23 protein-coding genes are annotated in these 21,349 nt (G+C 39.0%); 13 read left to right on the forward strand and 10 right to left on the reverse strand.

The window, feature by feature from the left end; all coding sequences use genetic code 11:
• Window position 1 precedes the first annotated feature (1 nt).
• A complete protein-coding gene (locus ACLI1A_RS11145; protein WP_411408733.1) occupies window positions 2-505 on the forward strand; it encodes a hypothetical protein in 504 nt (167 codons plus the stop codon).
• Between the two features lie 51 nt (window positions 506-556).
• On the opposite strand, the gene ACLI1A_RS11150 is transcribed toward ACLI1A_RS11145, so the two are convergent.
• The gene (locus tag ACLI1A_RS11150) at window positions 557-1,213 is read right to left on the reverse strand and encodes an HAD family hydrolase (RefSeq protein ID WP_411408734.1); all 657 of its coding nucleotides are present in this window, start codon (window positions 1,211-1,213) and stop codon (window positions 557-559) included.
• A 71-nt stretch (window positions 1,214-1,284) separates the two neighbouring features.
• A complete protein-coding gene (locus ACLI1A_RS11155) occupies window positions 1,285-1,941 on the reverse strand; it encodes an HAD family hydrolase (protein WP_411408735.1) in 657 nt (218 codons plus the stop codon).
• A 201-nt stretch (window positions 1,942-2,142) separates the two neighbouring features.
• Here ACLI1A_RS11155 and ACLI1A_RS11160 point away from each other — a divergent pair, with 201 nt between their 5' ends.
• From ACLI1A_RS11160 to ACLI1A_RS11170, 3 genes are read left to right on the forward strand one after another with little or no spacing between them, the layout of a single operon-like run.
• A complete protein-coding gene (locus ACLI1A_RS11160) occupies window positions 2,143-2,685 on the forward strand; it encodes an RNA polymerase sigma factor (RefSeq protein ID WP_411408736.1) in 543 nt (180 codons plus the stop codon).
• 30 nt (window positions 2,686-2,715) lie between these two features.
• On the forward strand, window positions 2,716-3,111 hold the full coding sequence (locus ACLI1A_RS11165) for a hypothetical protein (RefSeq protein ID WP_411408737.1): 396 nt from the start codon (window positions 2,716-2,718) through the stop codon (window positions 3,109-3,111).
• 2 nt (window positions 3,112-3,113) lie between these two features.
• Window positions 3,114-3,557, forward strand: a complete 444-nt coding sequence (locus tag ACLI1A_RS11170) for a sensor of ECF-type sigma factor (RefSeq protein ID WP_411408738.1) — start codon at window positions 3,114-3,116, stop codon at window positions 3,555-3,557.
• A 33-nt stretch (window positions 3,558-3,590) separates the two neighbouring features.
• On the opposite strand, the gene ACLI1A_RS11175 is transcribed toward ACLI1A_RS11170, so the two are convergent.
• The 3 genes from ACLI1A_RS11175 to ACLI1A_RS11185 form a co-directional block, all read right to left on the reverse strand.
• Entirely contained in the window at window positions 3,591-4,208 is a 618-nt protein-coding gene (locus ACLI1A_RS11175) for a porin family protein (RefSeq protein WP_411408739.1), read from the reverse strand.
• 374 nt (window positions 4,209-4,582) lie between these two features.
• Window positions 4,583-6,214 (reverse strand): NADP-dependent glyceraldehyde-3-phosphate dehydrogenase, encoded by a 1,632-nt coding sequence (locus ACLI1A_RS11180; RefSeq protein ID WP_411408740.1) that lies wholly within the window; start codon window positions 6,212-6,214, stop codon window positions 4,583-4,585.
• A gap of 112 nt (window positions 6,215-6,326) precedes the next feature.
• Window positions 6,327-7,604: a TIGR02281 family clan AA aspartic protease gene (locus ACLI1A_RS11185; RefSeq protein WP_411408741.1), complete on the reverse strand. Its 1,278-nt coding sequence runs from the start codon at window positions 7,602-7,604 to the stop codon at window positions 6,327-6,329.
• A 137-nt stretch (window positions 7,605-7,741) separates the two neighbouring features.
• On the opposite strand from ACLI1A_RS11185, the gene ACLI1A_RS11190 reads away from it, so the two are divergent.
• The 5 genes from ACLI1A_RS11190 to smpB all read left to right on the forward strand — a co-directional run bounded on the left by ACLI1A_RS11190 (window position 7,742) and on the right by smpB (window position 12,421).
• Window positions 7,742-8,590, forward strand: coding sequence for an aldose 1-epimerase family protein (locus tag ACLI1A_RS11190; protein WP_411408742.1), 849 nt, complete (start codon window positions 7,742-7,744; stop codon window positions 8,588-8,590).
• 59 nt (window positions 8,591-8,649) lie between these two features.
• Window positions 8,650-9,057 carry a hypothetical protein gene (locus ACLI1A_RS11195; RefSeq protein ID WP_411408743.1) on the forward strand — a complete coding sequence of 136 codons (408 nt, stop codon included), beginning with the start codon at window positions 8,650-8,652 and terminating at the stop codon, window positions 9,055-9,057.
• 95 nt (window positions 9,058-9,152) lie between these two features.
• Window positions 9,153-10,304: an ATP-binding cassette domain-containing protein gene (locus ACLI1A_RS11200; RefSeq protein ID WP_411408744.1), complete on the forward strand. Its 1,152-nt coding sequence runs from the start codon at window positions 9,153-9,155 to the stop codon at window positions 10,302-10,304.
• Between the two features lie 12 nt (window positions 10,305-10,316).
• A complete protein-coding gene (locus tag ACLI1A_RS11205; protein ID WP_411408745.1) occupies window positions 10,317-11,906 on the forward strand; it encodes a hypothetical protein in 1,590 nt (529 codons plus the stop codon).
• 59 nt (window positions 11,907-11,965) lie between these two features.
• A complete protein-coding gene (gene smpB, locus ACLI1A_RS11210; RefSeq protein WP_411408746.1) occupies window positions 11,966-12,421 on the forward strand; it encodes an SsrA-binding protein SmpB in 456 nt (151 codons plus the stop codon).
• A gap of 51 nt (window positions 12,422-12,472) precedes the next feature.
• Here the strand turns inward: smpB and ACLI1A_RS11215 are convergent, their stop codons facing one another.
• Window positions 12,473-13,765, reverse strand: a complete 1,293-nt coding sequence (locus tag ACLI1A_RS11215; protein ID WP_411408747.1) for an NAD(P)/FAD-dependent oxidoreductase — start codon at window positions 13,763-13,765, stop codon at window positions 12,473-12,475.
• A 272-nt stretch (window positions 13,766-14,037) separates the two neighbouring features.
• Here ACLI1A_RS11215 and ACLI1A_RS11220 point away from each other — a divergent pair, with 272 nt between their 5' ends.
• Window positions 14,038-15,000 carry a YihY/virulence factor BrkB family protein gene (locus ACLI1A_RS11220; RefSeq protein WP_411408748.1) on the forward strand — a complete coding sequence of 321 codons (963 nt, stop codon included), beginning with the start codon at window positions 14,038-14,040 and terminating at the stop codon, window positions 14,998-15,000.
• Here the strand turns inward: ACLI1A_RS11220 and ACLI1A_RS11225 are convergent.
• The 3 genes from ACLI1A_RS11225 to ACLI1A_RS11235 all read right to left on the reverse strand — a co-directional run bounded on the left by ACLI1A_RS11225 (window position 14,990) and on the right by ACLI1A_RS11235 (window position 17,088).
• Window positions 14,990-16,048: an FUSC family protein gene (locus ACLI1A_RS11225; RefSeq protein WP_411408749.1), complete on the reverse strand. Its 1,059-nt coding sequence runs from the start codon at window positions 16,046-16,048 to the stop codon at window positions 14,990-14,992. The genes ACLI1A_RS11220 and ACLI1A_RS11225 overlap by 11 nt on opposite strands.
• An 83-nt stretch (window positions 16,049-16,131) precedes the next feature.
• Window positions 16,132-16,554 carry an SRPBCC family protein gene (locus tag ACLI1A_RS11230; protein ID WP_411408750.1) on the reverse strand — a complete coding sequence of 141 codons (423 nt, stop codon included), beginning with the start codon at window positions 16,552-16,554 and terminating at the stop codon, window positions 16,132-16,134.
• Window positions 16,555-16,596: 42 nt separating this feature from the next.
• Window positions 16,597-17,088 (reverse strand): GNAT family N-acetyltransferase, encoded by a 492-nt coding sequence (locus tag ACLI1A_RS11235; RefSeq protein WP_411408751.1) that lies wholly within the window; start codon window positions 17,086-17,088, stop codon window positions 16,597-16,599.
• A gap of 148 nt (window positions 17,089-17,236) precedes the next feature.
• Here ACLI1A_RS11235 and ACLI1A_RS11240 point away from each other — a divergent pair, with 148 nt between their 5' ends.
• Complete coding sequence (locus ACLI1A_RS11240; RefSeq protein ID WP_411408752.1) at window positions 17,237-18,490, forward strand: hypothetical protein; 1,254 nt, start codon at window positions 17,237-17,239, stop codon at window positions 18,488-18,490.
• 70 nt (window positions 18,491-18,560) lie between these two features.
• On the opposite strand, the gene ACLI1A_RS11245 is transcribed toward ACLI1A_RS11240, so the two are convergent.
• The gene (locus ACLI1A_RS11245) at window positions 18,561-19,253 is read right to left on the reverse strand and encodes a DUF421 domain-containing protein (protein WP_411408753.1); all 693 of its coding nucleotides are present in this window, start codon (window positions 19,251-19,253) and stop codon (window positions 18,561-18,563) included.
• 148 nt (window positions 19,254-19,401) lie between these two features.
• Between ACLI1A_RS11245 and ACLI1A_RS11250 the strand changes: the two genes are divergently transcribed.
• Window positions 19,402-20,271: a dienelactone hydrolase family protein gene (locus ACLI1A_RS11250; protein ID WP_411408754.1), complete on the forward strand. Its 870-nt coding sequence runs from the start codon at window positions 19,402-19,404 to the stop codon at window positions 20,269-20,271.
• Between the two features lie 98 nt (window positions 20,272-20,369).
• Window positions 20,370-21,344: a DUF3667 domain-containing protein gene (locus tag ACLI1A_RS11255; protein ID WP_411408755.1), complete on the forward strand. Its 975-nt coding sequence runs from the start codon at window positions 20,370-20,372 to the stop codon at window positions 21,342-21,344.
• The last annotated feature ends 5 nt before the right edge of the window (window positions 21,345-21,349 follow it).

Below are 21,349 nucleotides of genomic sequence, written 5' to 3' on the forward strand. Positions count from 1 at the left end.
TATGCATACTTATCTTAAACCTCTTTCAGTATTTAAAACGATTGTAGGCTACAGTTCGATATCTTTTGCGTTACTTTTCCTTATTGTTGGATCTCTTTTTGAACCTGTGTTAATCATCATAGGTGTTTTATTATCCATTATAGGTGTAAACATAGCCTCTACCGAAGGAGTGCAAATGGATTTTAAAACAAAAAGGTACAGGACAATCTGGTCGGTACTCGGTATAAACTTAGGTAAATGGCTTCCTGCACCTGATTTTGAATACGTATCAGTTTTCCGTACCAATGAAGTACAACAGGTTAATGTAGCCTCTATTCCCGGAAGGATAGTAAATGAAGTTATTGCCGTAAACGCATTTTATGGTAACCGTCATATAACATTTGCCCAGGATAAAGATAAAACCAAAGCGCTAAGGGTAGCCGATAAATTCAGGATGGCTTTTGGTATACCGGTTCTTGATGCTACCGGAGAAGAAAAAGTTTGGCTTTATAAAGAAGAATTATAAAGTCAAACCTTTTAAAATCTAAAGTCGACTATTTAAAAATGAGACTGTAAATTATTTCAGATTCTTGATTTTATCATAGCTAAGTTGACTGAAATCAGTAATAACTATATCGGCTAATGAAGTGTCTTGAGTGGTTTCTTCTTCACTTTTATAACCTATACAAAATACCCCGGCGGCTTTAGCTGCTTTAACACCATTTGTGCTGTCTTCTATTATAACACATTCATCGGCAGTAAAACCTGATTTTGACACCGCTTCAAGGAAAATAGCTGGATGGGGTTTTGAAAACTCAAAGTCCTGACCACTAATTTTATAGCTAAAGTAAGGATTCAATCCAAAACGGTTAAATACCCTCTCTATCTTCACTTTAGATGATGATGATGCAAGTAAAACTACAACTCCGTTATTGTATAAATCTACTATTAAATCTTTAACACCCGGCATTAGTTCCAGGGTTTTATCAGCGTCAAATTCATTGCAGTAATACTCCAGGCATTGTTGCAACAATACATCTTCAGGCGTTTCTACCCCGTAGATATTTTTTATTTTTTGTATAATGTTTATATCGCTGTTTCCTATAAATGTAGCATATACCTCATCAGAAACTTGTATACCAAGCGATTTATAAAACCTGCTGTTTGCTCTATGGCTCAGGGGCTCGGTATTTACCACTACCCCATCCATATCAAATATTACTGATTTAATCATTTTTAAAAGCTGCTGAGCCACTGAGAAGCTTAGCCTCTTAGCTCTTTGTTTTATTATTAAACTGTATTTAATTAAACAAGCCCTTTTACCTTAGTAGCGTTAAGCTCATCAAAATGGTTTATAACCATATCGGCTTCACTAAGGTTTTGAGGAGCTGTATTGGCACTTTTATAACCTACACAAAATATCCCGGCTGCTTTAGATGCCTTAATGCCATTCGCACTGTCTTCTATAACAATACATTCTTCTACAGGCGTGCCCGATAATTCGGCAGCTTTAATAAAAATTTCAGGGTGTGGTTTAGACTGCGGAAAATCTTCTCCGCTAACTGTATGTGTAAAATACTGGTGCAGCCCAAAACGGTCGAACACACGTTTTATGGTAACCTTAGAAGCAGATGATGCTAATACAAGCTGCAAGCCATTAGCATGAAAATCTTTAATAAGATTGAAAACACCCGGAAGCAGGTCAAGGTCTTCCTTGGTATCAAAAACCTCATTAAAAAAATCGCGCTTACTTTGTATCAAATCTTCAACAGCATGATCTAACCCGAAAGCTTCTTTTAGGCGCTGATACGTATTTTTAGTACTAAGACCGGTAAATGTAGCGTAAAGCTCGTGAGGTACATCTATATTAAGATGTTCAAAATGTTTGTAGTATGCAAAATAATGTAGTGGTTCGGTGTCTACAATTACACCATCCATATCAAAAATAACTGTTTTTATCATAACTGAGTGCAAAGCCCAAAAATACAATATCAAATACTATTACTAAAGCATATCGTACAAAGTTTTAGGTAATTTAACTTTAGAAAGCCATACTTTCTACTGAGTATCGGCAGAAGCATAAACCATCATAAACGTAGTTCTCACTTTAACTATTAAACCTTTTGGCGTATCTTTAGTCTTACCTATAAACAACAAAGGATTTTGCAGGACGAAAAGGCTTTTATAGCACAGCTTTTACACCCCAATACGCGAGATGCGGCCTACAGGCAGCTGGTTAACCAGTACGGCAGGCCGTTGTATAATCATATTCGTACTATAGTGATTAGCCATGATGACGCCGACGACGTGCTGCAAAACACCTTTATAAAAGTATATAGCAATTTACAAGGCTTTAAAGGCGAAAGCAAGCTGTTTTCTTGGATGTACCGCATAGCCACTAACGAAGCCATAACATTTATAAACCAGCGGGCAAAAAAAAGTGGACTTACCAGTGAAGAAATATTGCAAAAAGCGGTAGGTAAATTAGTTGCAGATGATTATTTTGAAGGGGATGCTTTGCAGCTAAAACTCCAACAGGCAATAGCTACATTGCCCGAAAAACAACAACTGGTATTTAAAATGAAATATTTTCAGGATATTAAATACGAAGAAATGTCTGAAATACTGGGCACAAGCGTGGGAGCATTAAAAGCATCTTACCACCATGCGGTAAAAAAAATTGAAGATTACGTTAACAACAATTAAACTATTTGTAAAAGGAATAGTCAAACAGATATGAATGATTTTAAGATAAATGAAACGGATAAGCTGAAGGCAGGTTTTAAAGTACCGGACAATTACTTTGACAACCTTGCAGACAGAATAATGCTGGCCCTGCCACTACAGGAAACCAAAGTGGTACCGCTGTACAGACGAAAACCGGTATGGTTTGGCGCTGCGGCTTCTTTTGCGATACTTGCAGGCGGAGCTTTTTATTTCCTTAATAATAAAACTGCAAGTGCACCCGATGCAGCGGCTATAGAAAACTATTTAGTATACAACACGAATATTTCTGCTTACGACCTGGGCCAGCACTTAGATGATGCCGATTTTAAAGAACTGGAGGGCTCTATGGCCTTAAGCGATGAAGCCATAGAAGATTATCTGTTAAACAATAATATATCAGAATAGCCATGAAAATTAAAAACCTACTATTACTGTCGGTACTGTTGTTTACCATAATGCTACAGGCACAAGATAAAAAAGACAAGCATGAACAAATAAAAGCATTAAAGGTTTCGTTTTTTACCACTGCTTTGGATCTTACACCTGACGAAGCTGCAAAATTTTGGCCGATATATAACGCGTATGATGAAAAACAGTTTAAGATACGGCATGAAAAAATGCGCCCAATTTTAAAGCAAATGAAGGATGATGGGCTGGATAAAATGTCGGCAAAAGAGGCTGAGGCAAATCTGGCAAAACTGGAGGCTGCAGACAAGGAACTTTATAATCTTAAAGCAAAATTGATAGATGACTTAAAACCGGTTATAGGCCCTATAAAAATACTTAAGCTAAAAAAAGCCGAAGAAGACTTTAAACAAAAGCTACTGGAACAGTTTAAAAAGAAAGAATAACCAAAAACTCCGCGATGTAAGTCGCGGAGTTTTTTATTTCACCAGGAAGTTAACCCCAAAGTTAAAGGAACTTCTTACAGTAGTATTATAGCCGTCATACGGTTGTTTATACACTTCAGCAAAACCTGCCTGACCGTCGTATTCAAAAAACAAGCGTACCATATTGCTCACCGGTACTTTTACCCCTAAACCAAATGCAGCTCCGGCATCTGTGCTGTTAAAATCTTGTTTTACATCTACGTTATAGCGGGCATCTTTAGCATTAGTAAGAAAACCTACATAAGGCCCGGCATGTATGTACCAGTTTTTTGAAGGGCCAAAATGAACCGTTGCAAGTACAGGGATTGTTACATAATCCATTTGTATATTGGTAGCATACGTATTTCCGTAATAATCGGTAAACAATACATCATTGAACCCTTTACGGTCATAAATTCCTTTTACCTTGATGCTCCATGTATGGTTTATGTAAAAATCAAGTCCGGCGGCAGCGTTAAAACCACTCCTGAAACCCGACATTCCATAATAATCGCTATCAACAGAAGAAGAATTGTAACCAATATTTAATGATGCTTCTATATTTCCCCTACCCTGCGAAAAAGCAGGCAGTGCCGTAAAAATGGCTCCAAGTAAAATGAAAACTTTTTTCATGATTAATAGTTTTGATACCAAAATAATATCAAAATCAATGCCTGAATTATTTTTTAAGGTTTTGTTATAAAAAAAATTTCCTGTAAACAGTCGTTTACAGGAAATTAACAAAACCAATCAAAACCAATTTATGAAAATTTTACTTTTCATTCCACTAATAAGCATGTATCCCATCATGGCTTATTAGCTTCATGGACAAAAGTAATACAGATTATCAAAAAAAAAAGAAAAATTTAGATAAACGACAGGAAAGTGTCGACGAATGGTAAAAAACCTTAGACACACAGTATCTTAAAATAATCAATAATTAACAAAATAGAATGAAAAAAGGCTACGTAAAGCGCAGCCTTAGTTAAAATAATCTTAAAATTTTATCAGAATATATAATCAGTACTTAAGAAATTCGACTTGTGGTCGTAAACAATACTGTTTAATAGGTCTTTATTAGTGTCTGTAGCTTTTGCCGCCACTAATGAACGTATAGAGAATGACCTTAACGCATCAAAAACAGATAAAGTACCTTCGGCACTGTCTTTTCTTCCTGTAAACGGAAACACGTCCGGGCCACGCTGTGCCTGGCAATTTATGTTTACTCTGCTTACAAGGTTTACAAACGGATCTATAAGACTGGCCACCTCTTGCGGGTCATTACTAAAAATACTAACCTGCATACCGTGCGAAGCATTTACCTGGTAATCTATAGGCTCTTCAATATCTTCAAAAGGTACAACAGGAATAACCGGCCCGAATTGCTCTTCATGGAAAAGCTTCATGTCACTATTTACAGGGTATACTACAGCAGGGAAAAAGAACGAAGCTTCACTGTAACCTCCATTTTCATTGAATACCTTACCTCCTTTTGCAATAGCATCTTCTATACAACTTTGCAGGTAAGCCGGTTTATCAGCCTCAGGCAGCGGAGTAATCTTCACACCACTTTCCCACGGTAGCCCCGGTTTTAATGCCGACACAGCAGCGCTGAGCTTCGCCGTAAATTCTTCCGCTACATCTTTTTGCACAAAAATAAGTTTAAGCGCAGTACAACGTTGTCCATTAAAAGAAAGTGCCCCCAGTATACATTCACTTACAGCTACGTCAAGGTCGGCATTTTTAGTAACAATAGCAGCATTTTTTGCATCAAGGCTTAGTATAGCACGTAGCCTGTTTACCTTAGGGTGCTGCTTTTTAAGGCCATTTGCCACTTTGCTTGAGCCTATAAACGCTAACACGTTTACCTTACCGCTTTCCATTACAGGTGTAATAATTTCAGAACCTTTACCATATAACGTATTTACCGTGCCTTTAGGAAATGCTTCCCTAAAAGCTTTTAGCAACGGATAGTGAGCCAATACGCCATGTTTGGGCATTTTAAACAATATGGTGTTACCCATTATCAACGCAGGAATAAGGGTAGTAAAAATCTCGTTAAGCGGATAGTTAAACGGCCCCATACTGAGCACTACGCCAAGAGGAGCCCTGCGGATTTGTGCCAGTGTACCTTCAGCCAGCTGAAAACGAGACGACTCTCTGTCAAGGTCTTTCAGTGCCCCTATGGTATCGTTAATGTAATCTACGGTACGGTCAAACTCTTTTGTTGCATCAGCAAGGGTTTTGCCTATTTCCCACATAAGTAGTTTTATAACCAGTTCGCGCTCCTGAATCATCAGGTATACAAATTTTTGCATACACTTTATCCTGCCTTCCACAGACATGGTAGGCCATTCGCCCAAGCCATTATTGTAAGCTGCCACGGCGGCATCAAGTGCTTCCATAGCCTCTTTTGGAGAAGTTTTAGGGATACTCCCCACCACCTTACGTTGCAGTCCATTTGGTCCGGGTACACATACAGGAGAATAAACTGTATCTACAGGGCCATTCCAGGCTACACACTCACCGTTTACAAGATATTCGCGCTGATGTATTTCGGGGATTCTGTACTCTTCAGGGATTTGGTTTTCATCTTTAAAAACCGGCGTATTACCAGCTTTCCAGTTTGTTTCTTCCATAAATGTTTTGTTTGAAATGCGGTTATTTGTTCTCTAAAATTACGAAACAACACAATACGGAAAACATATTTTTTTGAAAATCACAGGAAACGTTGTAGGAAAAATTTTCAACTTAGTCAAACTTAATAAACATGTCCCGGAAGTTGATGGTCATTTTACTGAATTGCTTAATTACATCCTGCCCCATATTACCGTAAAAAAAGCGTAAATCTGCATTAGTATCATCCTGAAACAGGTCTACTTTATCAATATGCAGCTGCCTGCCGTCTATAACGGGGCTAAAGGTTATATTGTAACCTTTACGCTTTACAGTACCTCCCACACCACCCGAATTAAGCTCTACAGCATCTAAGCCTTTGTAAACTTCGGGGTGTGCTAAATAATACTTACGATACAGCATGGTACTCGCCGCACCGGTATCAAAGGTAAAATACTCACCTTCTACATCTATTATCGGCGTAAGGAATTCCAGCGTCATATTACGTTTACTGTAAGCAGTTGATTTTTGAGGTACAATAAATTCATCAGCAGCAGTAATTTGTACCTCGCCCAGCGCTTCAATAACCGGGAAACCAATTATACCGTTAATCTTATAATCTATCTGTGGAAAGCTCATTCCTGAATCAGGAAAAACCAGGAAAACGGCATTCTTTACAGTTATATTTCCAATAGTGAACACAGGGCAAACTGCTAACTTAGCTTCAACCACATTACCGGTAATGGCACCAACATCTATAGCGCTGTCTAAAATAGTCATTCCCATACGGGCTGCGGTGCTTTCATTTACAGCACTAAGATTGGCACCTGTATCAAAAATAAAAGGTATGCTTATACTGTCTCTTTTTACTGTAAGGTTCTTTAAGCCCGCTTTATCACGTTGAAGCTTTATGTATATATCTCCGTTTACAGTAACCTCCTGTTTCGGCTGCCCAGAAAGTGATTGCCATATTTCAAGAGAGTTTTGATAATCTGTCACTTCATCTGCGCGCATTAAAAACGGGTATTCTTTTAAAATACGGGCAGTTGCAGCTTCGGCATCTGTATACTGAAAAAGCCGGGCGTGGTTAGAAGCTTTTATACGCAAAAGATTTAGCCGCATAGAATCAGTAAGTGTACCATAATATTTAGCAAACAGCATACTTATCTTATTGTTAGATGCGGCAGGCTCGTTAAAGGCATTATCTATAGCAGCCCCTGAAAGAAGCCGTTGGTACTCCGAAAAAGTGCCCCCTTGCTTTTTTAAAATATCACGGGCTTTAAAATAACTTTTCTCAGAAATAAGGCTGTCTACTATTTTGTACTCATTAGACAGTGATGATGACTTTACCTGAGTTGTTTTACAAGAAATGGCTAAAAACAATACTGCAATGGCAAGCAGGGAACGTTTCATAAAATATGACAGATTGATGATTTGGGGTAAAAATACTAAAATTAGAATATACTGTGCACCCAAAGAAATCAGAAATTATTTGCAGTGAGCAATAGTTTTGATATTTTAGCCAATACTAAAAAACAAAATCAAAAACAATGTCTGTAACCATTACAAACGGTACTTTAACAGCAAGTATTAACCCTAAGGGCGCTGAACTTTTTTCCCTGAAAAAAGGCGAACAGGAATTTATGTGGGAAGGAAACCCTGATTTTTGGGGTAAGCATTCACCGGTGCTTTTTCCTATAGTAGGCACACTTAAGGATAATACCTATAACTATAACGGTGCATTATACAACCTTTCAAGGCATGGCTTCGCTAGGGATAATGTATTTGAACTCGTGAGTAATGAAGGTAATCGCGCAGTTTTTTTACTGAGAGCTACAGAAGCTACTAAACAGGTATACCCGTTTGATTTTGAACTGCAGCTTATTTATACCCTTACAGAAGAAACCCTTAAACTGGAATACAATATAATAAACCAAGACAACACCTCTATACCTTTTTCTATAGGCGCACACCCGGCTTTTGCCCTGCCGGGAGATTTTGAAGCTTATAGCCTTAAGTTTGAAAAAGATGAACCATTAATCAGCACAGCGTTAGAAAAAGACTTGCTATCGGAACAAAAGACAACTATTGAGAACGAAAATGGTATAGTGCCATTAAATTATACTCTTTTCGAAAATGATGCACTTATTTTTACCTCGCTGGAAAGTAAAAGCATTACCATACAAAAAGCAGGGCAAAATTATATTGAAGTGACATTTCCTGACTTTCCACACCTGGGCATCTGGACAAAAGTAGGCGCACCGTTTCTGTGCATAGAGCCGTGGCAGGGCTATAGCGATGCATGGAATGCCGATGGTGATATTACAAAAAAGCCGGGAATCATTAATTTAGATCCCGAAACTGTATACAAAGCTGCGTTTAACATAAAGGTATTTTAAACCGTTTACGCAACCCTAATAGTTAAATTGTATCTTTACTAAGCATAATAACCAAACAGATGAAAATAAAAACATTAATAGCAACTTTTAGCTTAATAGCACTTGTAGGTATCTCGGCTTGTAGCCTGAACAGTGATGACCCTTACTGTTTTGTAAGAACCGGTACCCCTATTTTAGGTGTAAGTGGAGCTACCACCACCACAATAAACACACCTATTACTTTTAGTGTAGGAGTTCAAATCAGTAATAGCTGCGGTGCCTTTAACAGTTTTAGCGAAACCAGTGGTTTTCCTAAAGATATTACCGCCATAGTAGATTATAACGGCTGTAGCTGCGACCAGACTGAAAGCAGTCTTACAGAGGAATACACGTTTACCGCAACTGCTGCAGGAACGTATGAACTACGCTTCCAAACAGACGACACAGAAGCTCCTATAGTAAAAACCATTACGGTAACTAACGAATAAGTACCAACTACGATTATAAAATCTCCCCTTTGTGGGAGATTTTTTTGTTTAGTGCCAATTCATTGCATACATTTGATAATTAACCGCTAACCAATATGAGTACCTTTCAATCGCAATATGACGAGGTAACCGAATTACTTCGTTTTGACGACTTTTCGCTTGTAGTAAAAAGAATAATAGACTTTACCCTTGATACCGAAAAAATAGCTTTTTATAAAGAAACGGCAACCCTGTTGGATTGGTTGGATACTAATCCCACTCCACAGGATATAAAACAACGCGCCGAAGCCCTGCTTAAAAAGTTGCATTCTGAACTTATTTCTAAACCGGTTCACACCGGTGGTGCTATAGTTGAAGGACACGATCTGCGTAAAAAATATTCGCGCTCAGGATTTAGCCTGGGGCCTGTAAACCTATCCCTTAATTACGGAGACATCATTGGCCTGGTAGGTGAAAACGGTAATGGCAAAACTACCCTGCTACGAGTGTTGTGCGGGGAGCTAAAACCCGACGCCGGTATGCTGCATTATCATTTTCAGCATAGCGATTTATATGAACTGAGATCGAAACTGATATATATACCACAACGTACACAAACCTGGTACGGGCCCGTACTGGAAAACCTGCTTTTTGCAGCGACCTGCCATGGCTACTCACCCGAAGAAAGTGTACTGGTTACCGAACTGCTTATAGCCCGTATGGGTTTACGGAAATTCCGTAACCATCGCTGGAAAGACCTGTCTTCAGGCTATAAAATGCGTTTTGAATTGGTGCGCATGCTACTCCGGAAACCGAAAATCCTGCTTATAGACGAACCTCTTGCTAACCTTGATATCATAGCGCAACAAACAGTACTGGAAGATTTCAGGTTTATAGCAAAATCGCCTTTCAGGCCGTTGGGTATCGTACTAAGTTCGCAACAGCTGTATGAGGTAGAAAAAACATCAGACCAGGTAATTTTCCTGAAACAGGGCGTACAAAAAAACCTTAAAAACACTCACCAAAATGCAGAAGAAACGCTGCCGCTGGTTATAGAATTTGAAAGCGAATGGACACAAGGGATATTGCATGAAAAGCTGAGTACTATTGGTACGGTAAACCTTCAGTTTAACGGTGGAACTTATGTGGCTACCTTTGGTGATAAGGCCACGGTGAATGATTTCCTGAGTACTGTAACCGCACAAAACATTCCCCTAACGTATTTCAGGGACATCAGCAATTCTACACGTCGTTTCTTCGTATCTTAAAAACCAACTGCCATGCTTAATAAAATTCAACAAAAACTGCTTTTAAAATATCCGCTGCTGTGGAACACCCGTATAGTACCTGTAGTACTTGTGTCGCTAATAGTGCACCTCCTGGTATTTATAACTGGCTATGCTATGGGCGGAGTAGATTTTAATTCAGGTAGAAACAAATACCTGGACGACGAAATAATGGGTGCAGTAGTATTCGTTTCTACCATTGTGGCATTACTCATACTTATAGCCTGGCTGGTATTTTACTTCCGTAATAACCGAACAAAAAGTTTCTACCCGCTGGGTAAAAACGACTTGTATAAAGAATGGCTGATTATAGCAGTAATATGCTTATTAAACTGTAGCTACTTTTTAAGCTATGTAACCGGTATCAATACACACCTCAAGAGTTATATGAGCCGCGAAGAATTTGAGCATGATACAGAAATAATTGCCATATCTGAAATTTTTACAGGTGAGGATAATTATGATGATAGATATTATGATACCGTAGTAACTATAGGAGAAGATGTTACTTATTTTGGTAAAAAATATAGTTATTATTCTCTTATCCACAGAGGTATACAATCATTCCCTCACTACAGCTACAAAAGAGATTCAATAATAAACCGCCGGGTAAAACTATGGTTTCATGAAAATCGCGAAGACAGTGTATTGAATGTGATGCAGGAAATGGAAAAAATTGTGAAAGACCACGGCATGACAATGTCAGTTACCCCACAAGAATGGCTTAAATTAACTTACAATTCCCCTGAATTTATACGTTTTTCTTATATAGACCAAAGAGACAAATATGCACCACTATACGGGTATGAAAACGATTATAACAACCGATACAATAACTTTGGGCGATATGATTATAGTGAAAACCCCATTGTCGCTGAAAATATTAAAACTGTAAAAGAAGGTGACAGCCTATTAATCTCCGATGGCCCCGACAGCACCTATGTAAATCTTTTAATAAACGATGTAAAGTATGAAAACGGACTGCCTTATGTGTATCCTAAAAAGTATGTACCTCATCAAAAGTTAAGAGATGCTTATGAGAAAATTTCCTCTGCCTATAACTATGAAAATGCTTACTGGATAGCCTGGGGCGCAATAGCCTTTTTTGCTGTTACACTGGCTTCGCTTATATTTTCATTTAGGGTTACATCAGTAAGTAGTTGGGTTATTGCTCTTATAAGCCTTGCTATTTTGGCAATTATTTCTACCATAACTATGATATTAATTACAGAAGTGCTTAGTGTACACGATAATTACACCGGAGTGGTTTATTTCGGATTTTGGGCATTACTGGAAGTAGTAATGCTTATTAACGTTACCACTGTGGGTGCAGGCAGCAAAAAAATTAAAGCCATTATGCTGAATGCCTCATTGTGGCTGTTGCCGTGGTTACTACCGTGCATTATAATGATTGCCTATTTATCTGAACGTATTATGGTAAACTACTGGGAAGAAAGAAAGATTGACGATTTCCTTAATCACAATATAGTTACCGTTTGGGGTGTATGCCTTATAGTGTACATAGTATTGATGTACTTAGTAACCCGCAGCATTAAAAAATGGCGCGGCATAGCCGAGGGATAATTAAAGGATACTTAACGTTATTGCTGTATTAAACTATTGTTAGTACATTTGCAGTCCTTATGCAGAAAACAGTAAACATACTAAATAAGCGCGCACGTTTTGACTACGAGATACTGGAACGCTACACAGCGGGCATAGTACTTGCAGGCAGCGAAATAAAATCCATTCGTTTAGGCAAGGCTTCTATTGCCGAAAGTTTTTGTGAGTTTCAAAACAATGAACTTTTTGTAATAAACAGTAATATAGAAGAATACGCCTTTAGCCGTAGCTTTAGTCATATGCCTAAAAGCGAACGTAAGTTACTGCTTAACCGCCGCGAACTGAAAAGCCTTGAAAAAAGTGTGCAAAACCAGGGTCTAACTATAATTCCCCTGAAAATGTTTACCAATGAAAAAGGTATAGCCAAACTGGAAATAGGCCTGTGCCGTGGTAAAAAGAACTACGACAAACGCGAAACCATGAAAGAACGCGATACAAAACGCGACCTGGACAGGATTAAGAAAATATACAAATAACAAAAAACGCTGCTTTACAAAGCAGCGTTTTTTGCATACAAGCTATTTTTATCAGCTTTGGGCTTTAGGAGCTTCGGGAGCGGTGCGTTGTTTTTTCTCCGGCCTTATTATCATACGCAGTGGCTGATCCCATGAGAAATACGATACCATCCAGTTCCAGAACGTAATAAGCCTGTTACGATAAGTAAGTAACGACATTAAGTGGATAAACAGCCACATCATCCAGGCTATAATCCCTTTAAAATGCAGCTTAGGGCTTGGCAGGTCTACTACAGCTTTGTTTTTGCCAATAATAGCCATAGAACCTTTATCTTTATATTTAAACGGAGTAAGCGGCTCATTCTTAACCATACGCTTAAGGTTTTTAGCCAAATGCTTACCTTGCTGTATGGCTACCTGCGCCACCTGTGGGTGTCCATGTGGCCAGTCTTTATCGGAATCCATATAGCAGGTATCCCCTATTGCATAGATGTTGCTGGTGTTTACTACCTTATTCTGTCCGTCTACTATCATACGCTTGGCACGTCCGAAGCTTTCCTGCGGTATACCATCAAACGCACGACAGGCTACACCTGCTGCCCATATCAGGTTCTTACTCTGAATAGACTCTCCGTTGCTTAGGTACACAGTATCGTCTTTAAAATCGGTTACACGACAATTCAGCTTTACTACAACACCCAGCTTTGTAAGGGCATCATAGGTATCTTTTTGGCTGTCTTTGCTCATAGGAGCCAGCAGTGCATCAGCACCATCTACAAGATATACATTACTTACGCTGGTAGCCAATTCCGGATATTCCTTGCGCAGTATTCCTTTCCTCATTTCGGCAAACATCCCCGAAACTTCCACACCTGTAGGGCCGCCACCTGCAACTACAATATTCATGTACTTGCGGCGTTCGCGACTGTTAGAAAAACGGGTTGCCTTTTCCATACGCTGCAACAGCTTATTACGCATTTCCAGGGCATCGTTAAGGGTTTTCATAGGTATGGCGTTTTTCATTACGTTTTCCATACCGAAATAATTGGTTTCTGCACCTGTAGCAAAAACCAGTATATCATAAGGCAATTCGCCATTGTGCAATACAGCAATATTTTCATCAGCTTTAACTGCCACCATTTCGCCCATGCGAAAATGTACATTCTCCTTACCTCTGAAATATTTTCGGAAGGGATAACTGATACTGGAAGGCTCGAGATAGGCTGTAGCCACCTGATAAATAAGCGGCGGGAAGAAGTTGTAGTTGTTCTTGTCTACCAGCGTAATCTCAAAGTTTTTATTATCGGCGAGTTCATTGGCCAGGTTAAGACCTGCAAATCCCCCTCCTATGATTACTATCTTCATGAAATTATGGGTGTTATAATTTAGTTGTTTCGTTGCCGAAATTCCCTATAAAATTAAGATTTTGGCTGTTAACGTGCAATTAACCAGCCCGTAAATAGCGAAATTTATGAAATAATTAGCGTACTTAAATCCGGATTGCCAATGGCTGAAAAAAGCTCCTTAAAAATTACCACGCCTTATATAGATTTGTTAATATTGTAGTATTAGCCTTATCTAATATTTACTTTTGATGTAGTAATTATCTACTTTTGATGTAGTAATGTATAGCTGCTATGAAAAACATATTTACAAAGAAAACGCTGCTAAGCAGTTTAACCGTACTTAAAGACGCTTCCAAAGGGTTTATGGCCGATAAAGGGCTTAAATTAAGCGCATCTTTATCATACTATACTTTATTCTCGTTGGCACCTATGCTACTGCTTATCATATCTGTAGCAAGCGCTTTTTTTGGGCGCGATGCCATTGAAGGACGTATGTTTTATCAAATGAACGATCTTATAGGTAACCAGGCAGCTACCCAAATACAACAGGTAATAAAAAATCTGGAACTTTCCGGTAAAACCACTCTTTCGCTGGTTATAGGGATTTTCACTCTAATTTTAGGTGCCACTACGGTTTTTGGTGAAATACAGGATTCTATTAACATGATATGGAAAGTAAAAGCCAAGCCAAAAAAAGGATGGCTAAAGCTTGTAAAAGACCGCCTGCGCAGTGGTTCCATTATTATAGGACTGGGTTTTCTACTTATTGTTTCATTAATAGTAAACGGTGCTATTGTAGCATTAAACGACATTCTAAAACAATGGCTTCCGGATTTTACCATTATCCTGTTTAATTTAAGCAACGTGGCGGTGAGCTTTATGGTAATTACCATACTGTTTGGCGTAATATTTAAAGTACTGCCGGACGCAAAAATAAGGTGGCGCGATGTTAGGGCCGGAGCATTTTTTACAGCCTGCCTTTTTCTTTTTGGACGCTACCTCATCGGGCTATATATAACCACTACCGGGGCAGGTTCGCCTTACGGTGCTGCAGGTTCGGTAATCGTGATATTGTTGTGGATATATTATACTGCTGTAATTTTATACTTTGGGGCAGAATTTACAAGAGCTTATGCCATATACAAAGGCAGGCACATACAACCGGCTGACTATGCTGTATATGTGGAACAACGCGAAATAGAGCGGGAAAAAACGGAAGTAACCCAGCCGCAACCTCCTAACACTAGCGTTTAAGGATAATGCGTGTTTTTCTCAGCTGGCGTTCCATTTTGTCTTTTATCTTTCGGTGATAAACAAAATAACCACCTATGGCGCCTACGAGGCTGCCCAAAACAATATCAGTAAAACGTGCGGCCACAAGCTCTGCCGGTTTACCGGAAAGCGTACTGCCAAATTCGGCCAAAAGCAATGTTAAGCTGGTGATGAAAATTACTGCAAGACCATAGTTGCGGGTAATAAGCATTTCTACAACAAACTGCATTAGCATAATGCCAATGCATATTCCCCAAACCGGTAGTTTTAGCATTAACAACAAATAAGCGAGTCCTAATCCTAAAAACGTTCCAATAATGCGTTGCAGGCTGCGCTGCCATATATGTTTTGCTGAAACGCCTTGCAAAACTGCAAGGCACGATACGGGTACCCAATAGGGGTTTTCCAATCTCAGGATTTTTGCCAAAGCAAGTGAAACCCCTAAGGTTATACCAAATATAACTGACTCTGCAGTACCGCTAAAAATATTTTTCTTTACAATAATGGTTTCTTCTGCAAGCGGATTTTTAGTACGCACCATAAAACCGTAAATGAATGCTAACAAGCAGGCACCTATACACCCCATGGTAGCATAACCTGTTTTTAAAGGTATTGTAGCCGCTTCAAAAGGCATACAAAGTCCTATCGCTGCAAGCATTATAAAGAAGAAATTGCCAGGTGGCCTCAGTTTAAAGTAACGGGTAACCCAATGTACAGAAAAGGTATACAACCCCAAAAACACACAGGCCGACCAATCGGAAAAACTAAACAATAATCCGGCAAAAAATGATACAATAAGCCCAAACGAGCACGCCATTAGTGTTATCATCCTGCGGGTGAAGGAAGCCTCGGGCAGATATAGTATTACCAGTCCCGCCATACTTGCGGTAGCCCCTGCCCTAACGTTACCCAAAAGGTACCCCGCTAGTAACGGTAACCCCACACACATTGCAGCCAAAAAAGGTATGTGCCAGCTCCTAACCGACGGTTTTATAGCATACAGCTCCCTGAATTCCTGTAAAACTTTCATAGTACTGCAAAATTAAGGCAGAAACGATAAAGAAAAAACTCCCGTAAAAGAGAGTTTTGTGAACTGGTAAATAAAGCAGAATTTTATTTCTCTAAAAATTCCTGAAGCGAAATACCTAGTATATATTTCCAGCCTTCGGTAAATGATTCCCTTGCAAAATCTTTTAACAGAGGAAAGGTTTCAAGGCCAACATGGGTAAGTACCAATTTTGTACCTTCACCATCAGGAAAAAGCTCCCACACTACAAACGACTCTCCCTCATAGCCATCGTATTTCCAGCTATAGGCTAACTTACGCTGTGGTATTACCTCTGTAATTTCACATAAATGCAAATACTGCTTTTCTTCGCTGCCACCTGTAAAATGGAATCTAAATCCTACTTCAGCCTTAAACTCATCTAACTGAAAATACCAATCTTTCATCTTATCATTTACGGTAATAGCTTCCCATACTTTTTGAACAGGTACATTATAAACGCGTTCTGTAACTAATGCTTTTGTTTCCATATCGTTTATGTTGATTAAGTATTTTATTGGTATTCAAGAAAATTACAGGGATTTTTGCATTTCGTAATCTTCCATAAAAAAACCGTGACCAATATCTACATTAACTTCGCCAAGGTTTACAAAACCAGATTTTAGATAAAAATTATAAGCCGGATTAAAACGGTTTACATTCAGCATCAGGTTACTTACACCAGCACTGCGCACCGCCGATTCTACTTCGGCAACAAGAGCTTTTCCTGCACCTTTACCATGCGCTTCAGGCAAAACATACAACTTATGTAATTTGGCTATACCCGGTTTATAATCTACCTGATACGCCGCAAATCCTAAAACAACTCCATTATCTTCAAGAAGCAAAAAACAATGTCCCTGTTCTTCCATTTGTTCTTGTATGGCGCTGCGGCTGTACATAAGCCCCAGCATATAATCCATTTGCTGTGCAGTAAGAATATTACCGTAAGTAGCATGCCATGTTATTACAGCAATATGATTAATAACATCGTAGTCGTTTATAGTGGCCTTTTTTAACAGCATAATATTTTTTAATATTAAAACCCTGCATTTTCGGGCATAATTTAGGTTTGTAAAGGTATATTTTTTTTATTTGGCACGGATATTGGAAAGTATGAATTAACCTAAAATAAAAAGTTTACATAGCAGCAATAACAACTTTATCCTGATCATGAAAACTAATCTAAAAAATACTGTTTTAACCTTTTTCCTGTCGGTCGGAAGCCTTTTTGCGCAAAGCGTTACCACAGTCAGGGCTACAAACAGTGACATAAGCGATAACCTGGATTTGCAGGCAGTGGCCTCAATATTTGGCGACTCTGCAGACCTTGAAGACTTTGAACAAAGGCTAAACGACCCAGACATTCAAATATCAAATTTGGACCTTAACGGAGATAACCGCGTAGACTACCTAAGGGTAGTAGAACTTTCGCAAAGCAACACCCACGTAATAGTACTACAGGCTGTTTTAGGCATAGATACCTACCAGGACGTAGCTACTGTAGAGGTAGAACGCGACCGTTATAACAACGTATCGGTTCAGGTGGTGGGCGACCCATACATATATGGCCCAAGCTATATATATGAACCGGTATATGTAGTAACACCTCCCGTATTCGATATCTTTTGGGCTAGTTCTTACAGGCCATATTATTCGCCATGGTACTGGGGTTACTACCCTACTTACTACTCGTACTGGACACCATGCCCTGTATACAGGTACCGCAACCATGTACATGTACACATAAACAGCCGCAACAGTTACAATTATGTAAATGTAAGGCATAGTAGCCGTGCAGCGGCAATGTATGCCCCAAGGCGTAGTAATGCGTATGAAAGGCAGCATCCTGGTAACTCATTTGCTACAAGAAATAACAATGCCCGTAACCACTATGATTTAGAACAAAGCCGTTCAAACGGTACGTCGGTAAGAGGCGGCAGAACACTAAACAGTAATACTGGATCTCGAAACGATATGGCTACCGGAAGCCGCAGCAATACTAATAGTTTTAGTAACAGCAGCAGGCAAAATGGAACCAGAACATTAAACCAAAGTAGTAGTACGCGAAGTAATACATTTCAATACCAAGGAGTAAACAATAATAATACTCCGGCAGCTACCCGTACTAACAGTGATTTTTCTACAAGGAGTAATAACAATTATGGCACAAGGAATAATAGTAATGTAGTGCGCAGTCAGGGTACCGATAATAATTACAGCACACCTGCACGTAACTACAGCACTCCTACCAGAAGTTATGATACTCCATCAAGAAATAACAATAGTAATGTACGCAGTACTGCTCCTGCAAGGAGTACTGTACCACAGGCAACCCGTACCAGTACCCCGTCTACGCCAAGGCAAAGTACACCATCGGCTCCGGCAAGAAGTAATGGCAACGGAGGAAGCCGATCTAGAGGATGATTTTTATTACATAAATTGGGTTATTATAAATTTCGGGAACGGGCAGCATGTGAGGGCTGTCCGTTCTTTTTTATACCACCCGCCTGGTATTTACAGCCAGTACCCATTCGGCACGGCTGCATACAGTACATTTAGCCTGAGTAGGTTCAAGCCTTTGAGTATTGGCACAAAACGTACAGGCGTATATTCCTGATTTTGGTATTACAGTATTCTTTAAAGCAAAAAGCTGTGGACGTATGGGCAAGCCGTATTTTACATCTTTGTCTTCGTAAAAGAAAACACTTATAGCACCATTTGTTTCTATGTAAGCATTACGCACCTGCCCCAGGTGTTCAATGGATTTAAGACGGAGTTCGGCAAAAAACTCATCCTGTGCCAAATCTTCACGCTCAAAACTGAGTATTGAAAACTGCCCGTCTTCAATAATACATTGCGCTGTACCTTCCATAAAGTTTTCAAACCACTTACTTTTGGCTAATAACCAGGTTACACATCGGTACATTAATAAAATAATGATAAATACAGTAATTGCCGGTACAAGCCCCACGTCTTCATAAAACATAGGATCGCCCGCAGCTGAACCAAGCGAAATAATAATAACCACCTCAAATACCGACAACTGCTTTACGCCACGCTTACCCGTAAGTTTTAAAGTAATCAGCACTACTATAAACATTAAAACCGTGCGGAAAGCTACTTCTGCGAGGAAACTAACAGGCAAGTCATTAAATAATAGCCTATCCCACTCAAATATCTTTTTCATTTATACAGAATTTATTTATAAAGTTAAATAGCAGCGCTATATACTTTTAAAACATTAGCACAACTTTAATACGTAATACAGTCTGTGTTAAGCCCGAACTTAGTTGCTTTCTTTTTATCTTTACGTACCTTAAAAACAATCTCACATTATGAAAAAAATTATGATGCTCCCCATCCTGCTTTTTACAGCAGCAGCATTTGCCCAGCTTAAACCCGTATCCTATATTGAAGGCAGCCAGAAACTGAATGGCTTTGCAGCAGTACCCGATCAGCCAAGAATGAAAAAAGCCGGGGTGCTTATATTACCCGCCTGGATGGGAATAAACGACCACAGCAAAGAAGTAGCCCAAAAACTGGCAAAAGAAGGATTTTATGCTTTTGTGGCCGATATATATGGCGAAGGTAATTACCCTAAAGATACCAAAGAAGCAGGCGAAAGAGCCGGTTACTATAAAAAGAACTATAAGGAATATGTAAAACGTATTTCGGCTGCATTGGATCAGCTTATTGCTTCGGGTGCCGATGCGAATAATATAGTAGTTATAGGCTATTGTTTTGGTGGTACAGGTGCTCTTGAAGCAGCCCGTGCCGGACTGAATGTAAAAGGCGTAGTGAGTTTTCATGGTGGACTGGGTAAAGATGCCTCAAGGCCAAATGGAGAAATAAAAACTAAAGTACTTGTACTACACGGAGCAGACGACCCATATGTACCTGCTAAGGACATTGAAGATTTTATGAAGGAAATGAAAGAAGGCAAAGCCGACTGGCAGATGGTTTATTATAGCGGTGCCGTTCATGCGTTTACTGAAAAGGAAGCCGGAGACGACAACAGCAAAGGCGCTGCCTATAATGCGAAAGCCGACAAACGCTCATGGAATGTATTTATGGATTTCCTGAGGGAAATAGTACAGGAAAGAGAAAAACCGGGTAAGCTGGAGCCAGGAAGTACAGGTAGAAAAAAGGCCGGAACTGAAAAGGCTGCTGAAAAGAAAAAGACTAAAGAAACTGAGGAAAATTAATTCTCGATGTTAAAACATTAAACTATTGAAGACCCGCATATTGTGGGTCTTCTTTTTTTTCAATAGCTTTAGCCACATCAAAAACCAAACAAAACATTATGGCACACGACAAACTAAGGGATGATACCGAATGCCAAAACTGCGGCCATCAGGTATTAGAAATCTACTGCCCGCACTGTGGACAAAAAAATACTGAAACCAGACAAAGCTTTGCCCATCTTGTAGGGCATTTTGCCGAAGACCTTACGCACTACGACGGCGCATTCTGGAAAACCATTAAGTATCTTATTTTTCGCCCAGGGAAACTTACTGTAGAATACCTTGAAGGCAAAAGGCAATTGTATGTACCTCCTGTAAAACTATACATTTTTGTAAGTTTTATTACTTTTTTACTGATAGGTATAATGCCCGAAAAAGAAGCTGAAAACGAAGGAGCAAAGAGTAATTTTATTGCAGTAAATAAACTTGGCGACATTGAGATCAATGGCGAGGGCTTAGATGAAAAAAAGAAAAACGAGTATACCTTAACAAGTGGAGAAAAAGTAAACTCAATAAAGAAACTTGATTCACTTCATGCTATTCCGGGAAAAGTAACTGATTTAGAATATACTTTTACAAAAAAAGTTATAGAAATAGAAAATGGAACAATTTCCACCGAAGAAATTGGTGAGGCATTTATGCATACGCTCCCAAAAGTATTATTCATCTATATGCCTATTTTTGCATTTTGGCTATGGCTGTTTCATAGCAAAAAACGTTGGCTCTTTTTTGACCACAGTATTTTTACACTTCATTATTTTGCGCTCTTATTATTACTCAGTTGTATTACTACTATAATCAACCGGTTAACATCATATTTAGGTCAAAGCATTAACGAAATTACGACATTGCTGGCTCCCATTATTTTGTTTTGTTATTCTTTTTTCTATTTCTTCAGAGCTCACATTTATATGTATGGCGGACGTAAATTTATCTCACGTTTAAAAGGTCTTATTTTATTTTTCATTAATTTAGTTTGCATTATTACAGTGCTTCTTTGCGCAGTATATTATGTTATCTTTACCTTGCATTAAAATTA

Origin of the sequence: Flavobacterium sp. RHBU_3 (genome assembly GCF_046613565.1) — a bacterium.
Classification (GTDB): Bacteria; Bacteroidota; Bacteroidia; order Flavobacteriales; family Flavobacteriaceae; genus Flavobacterium.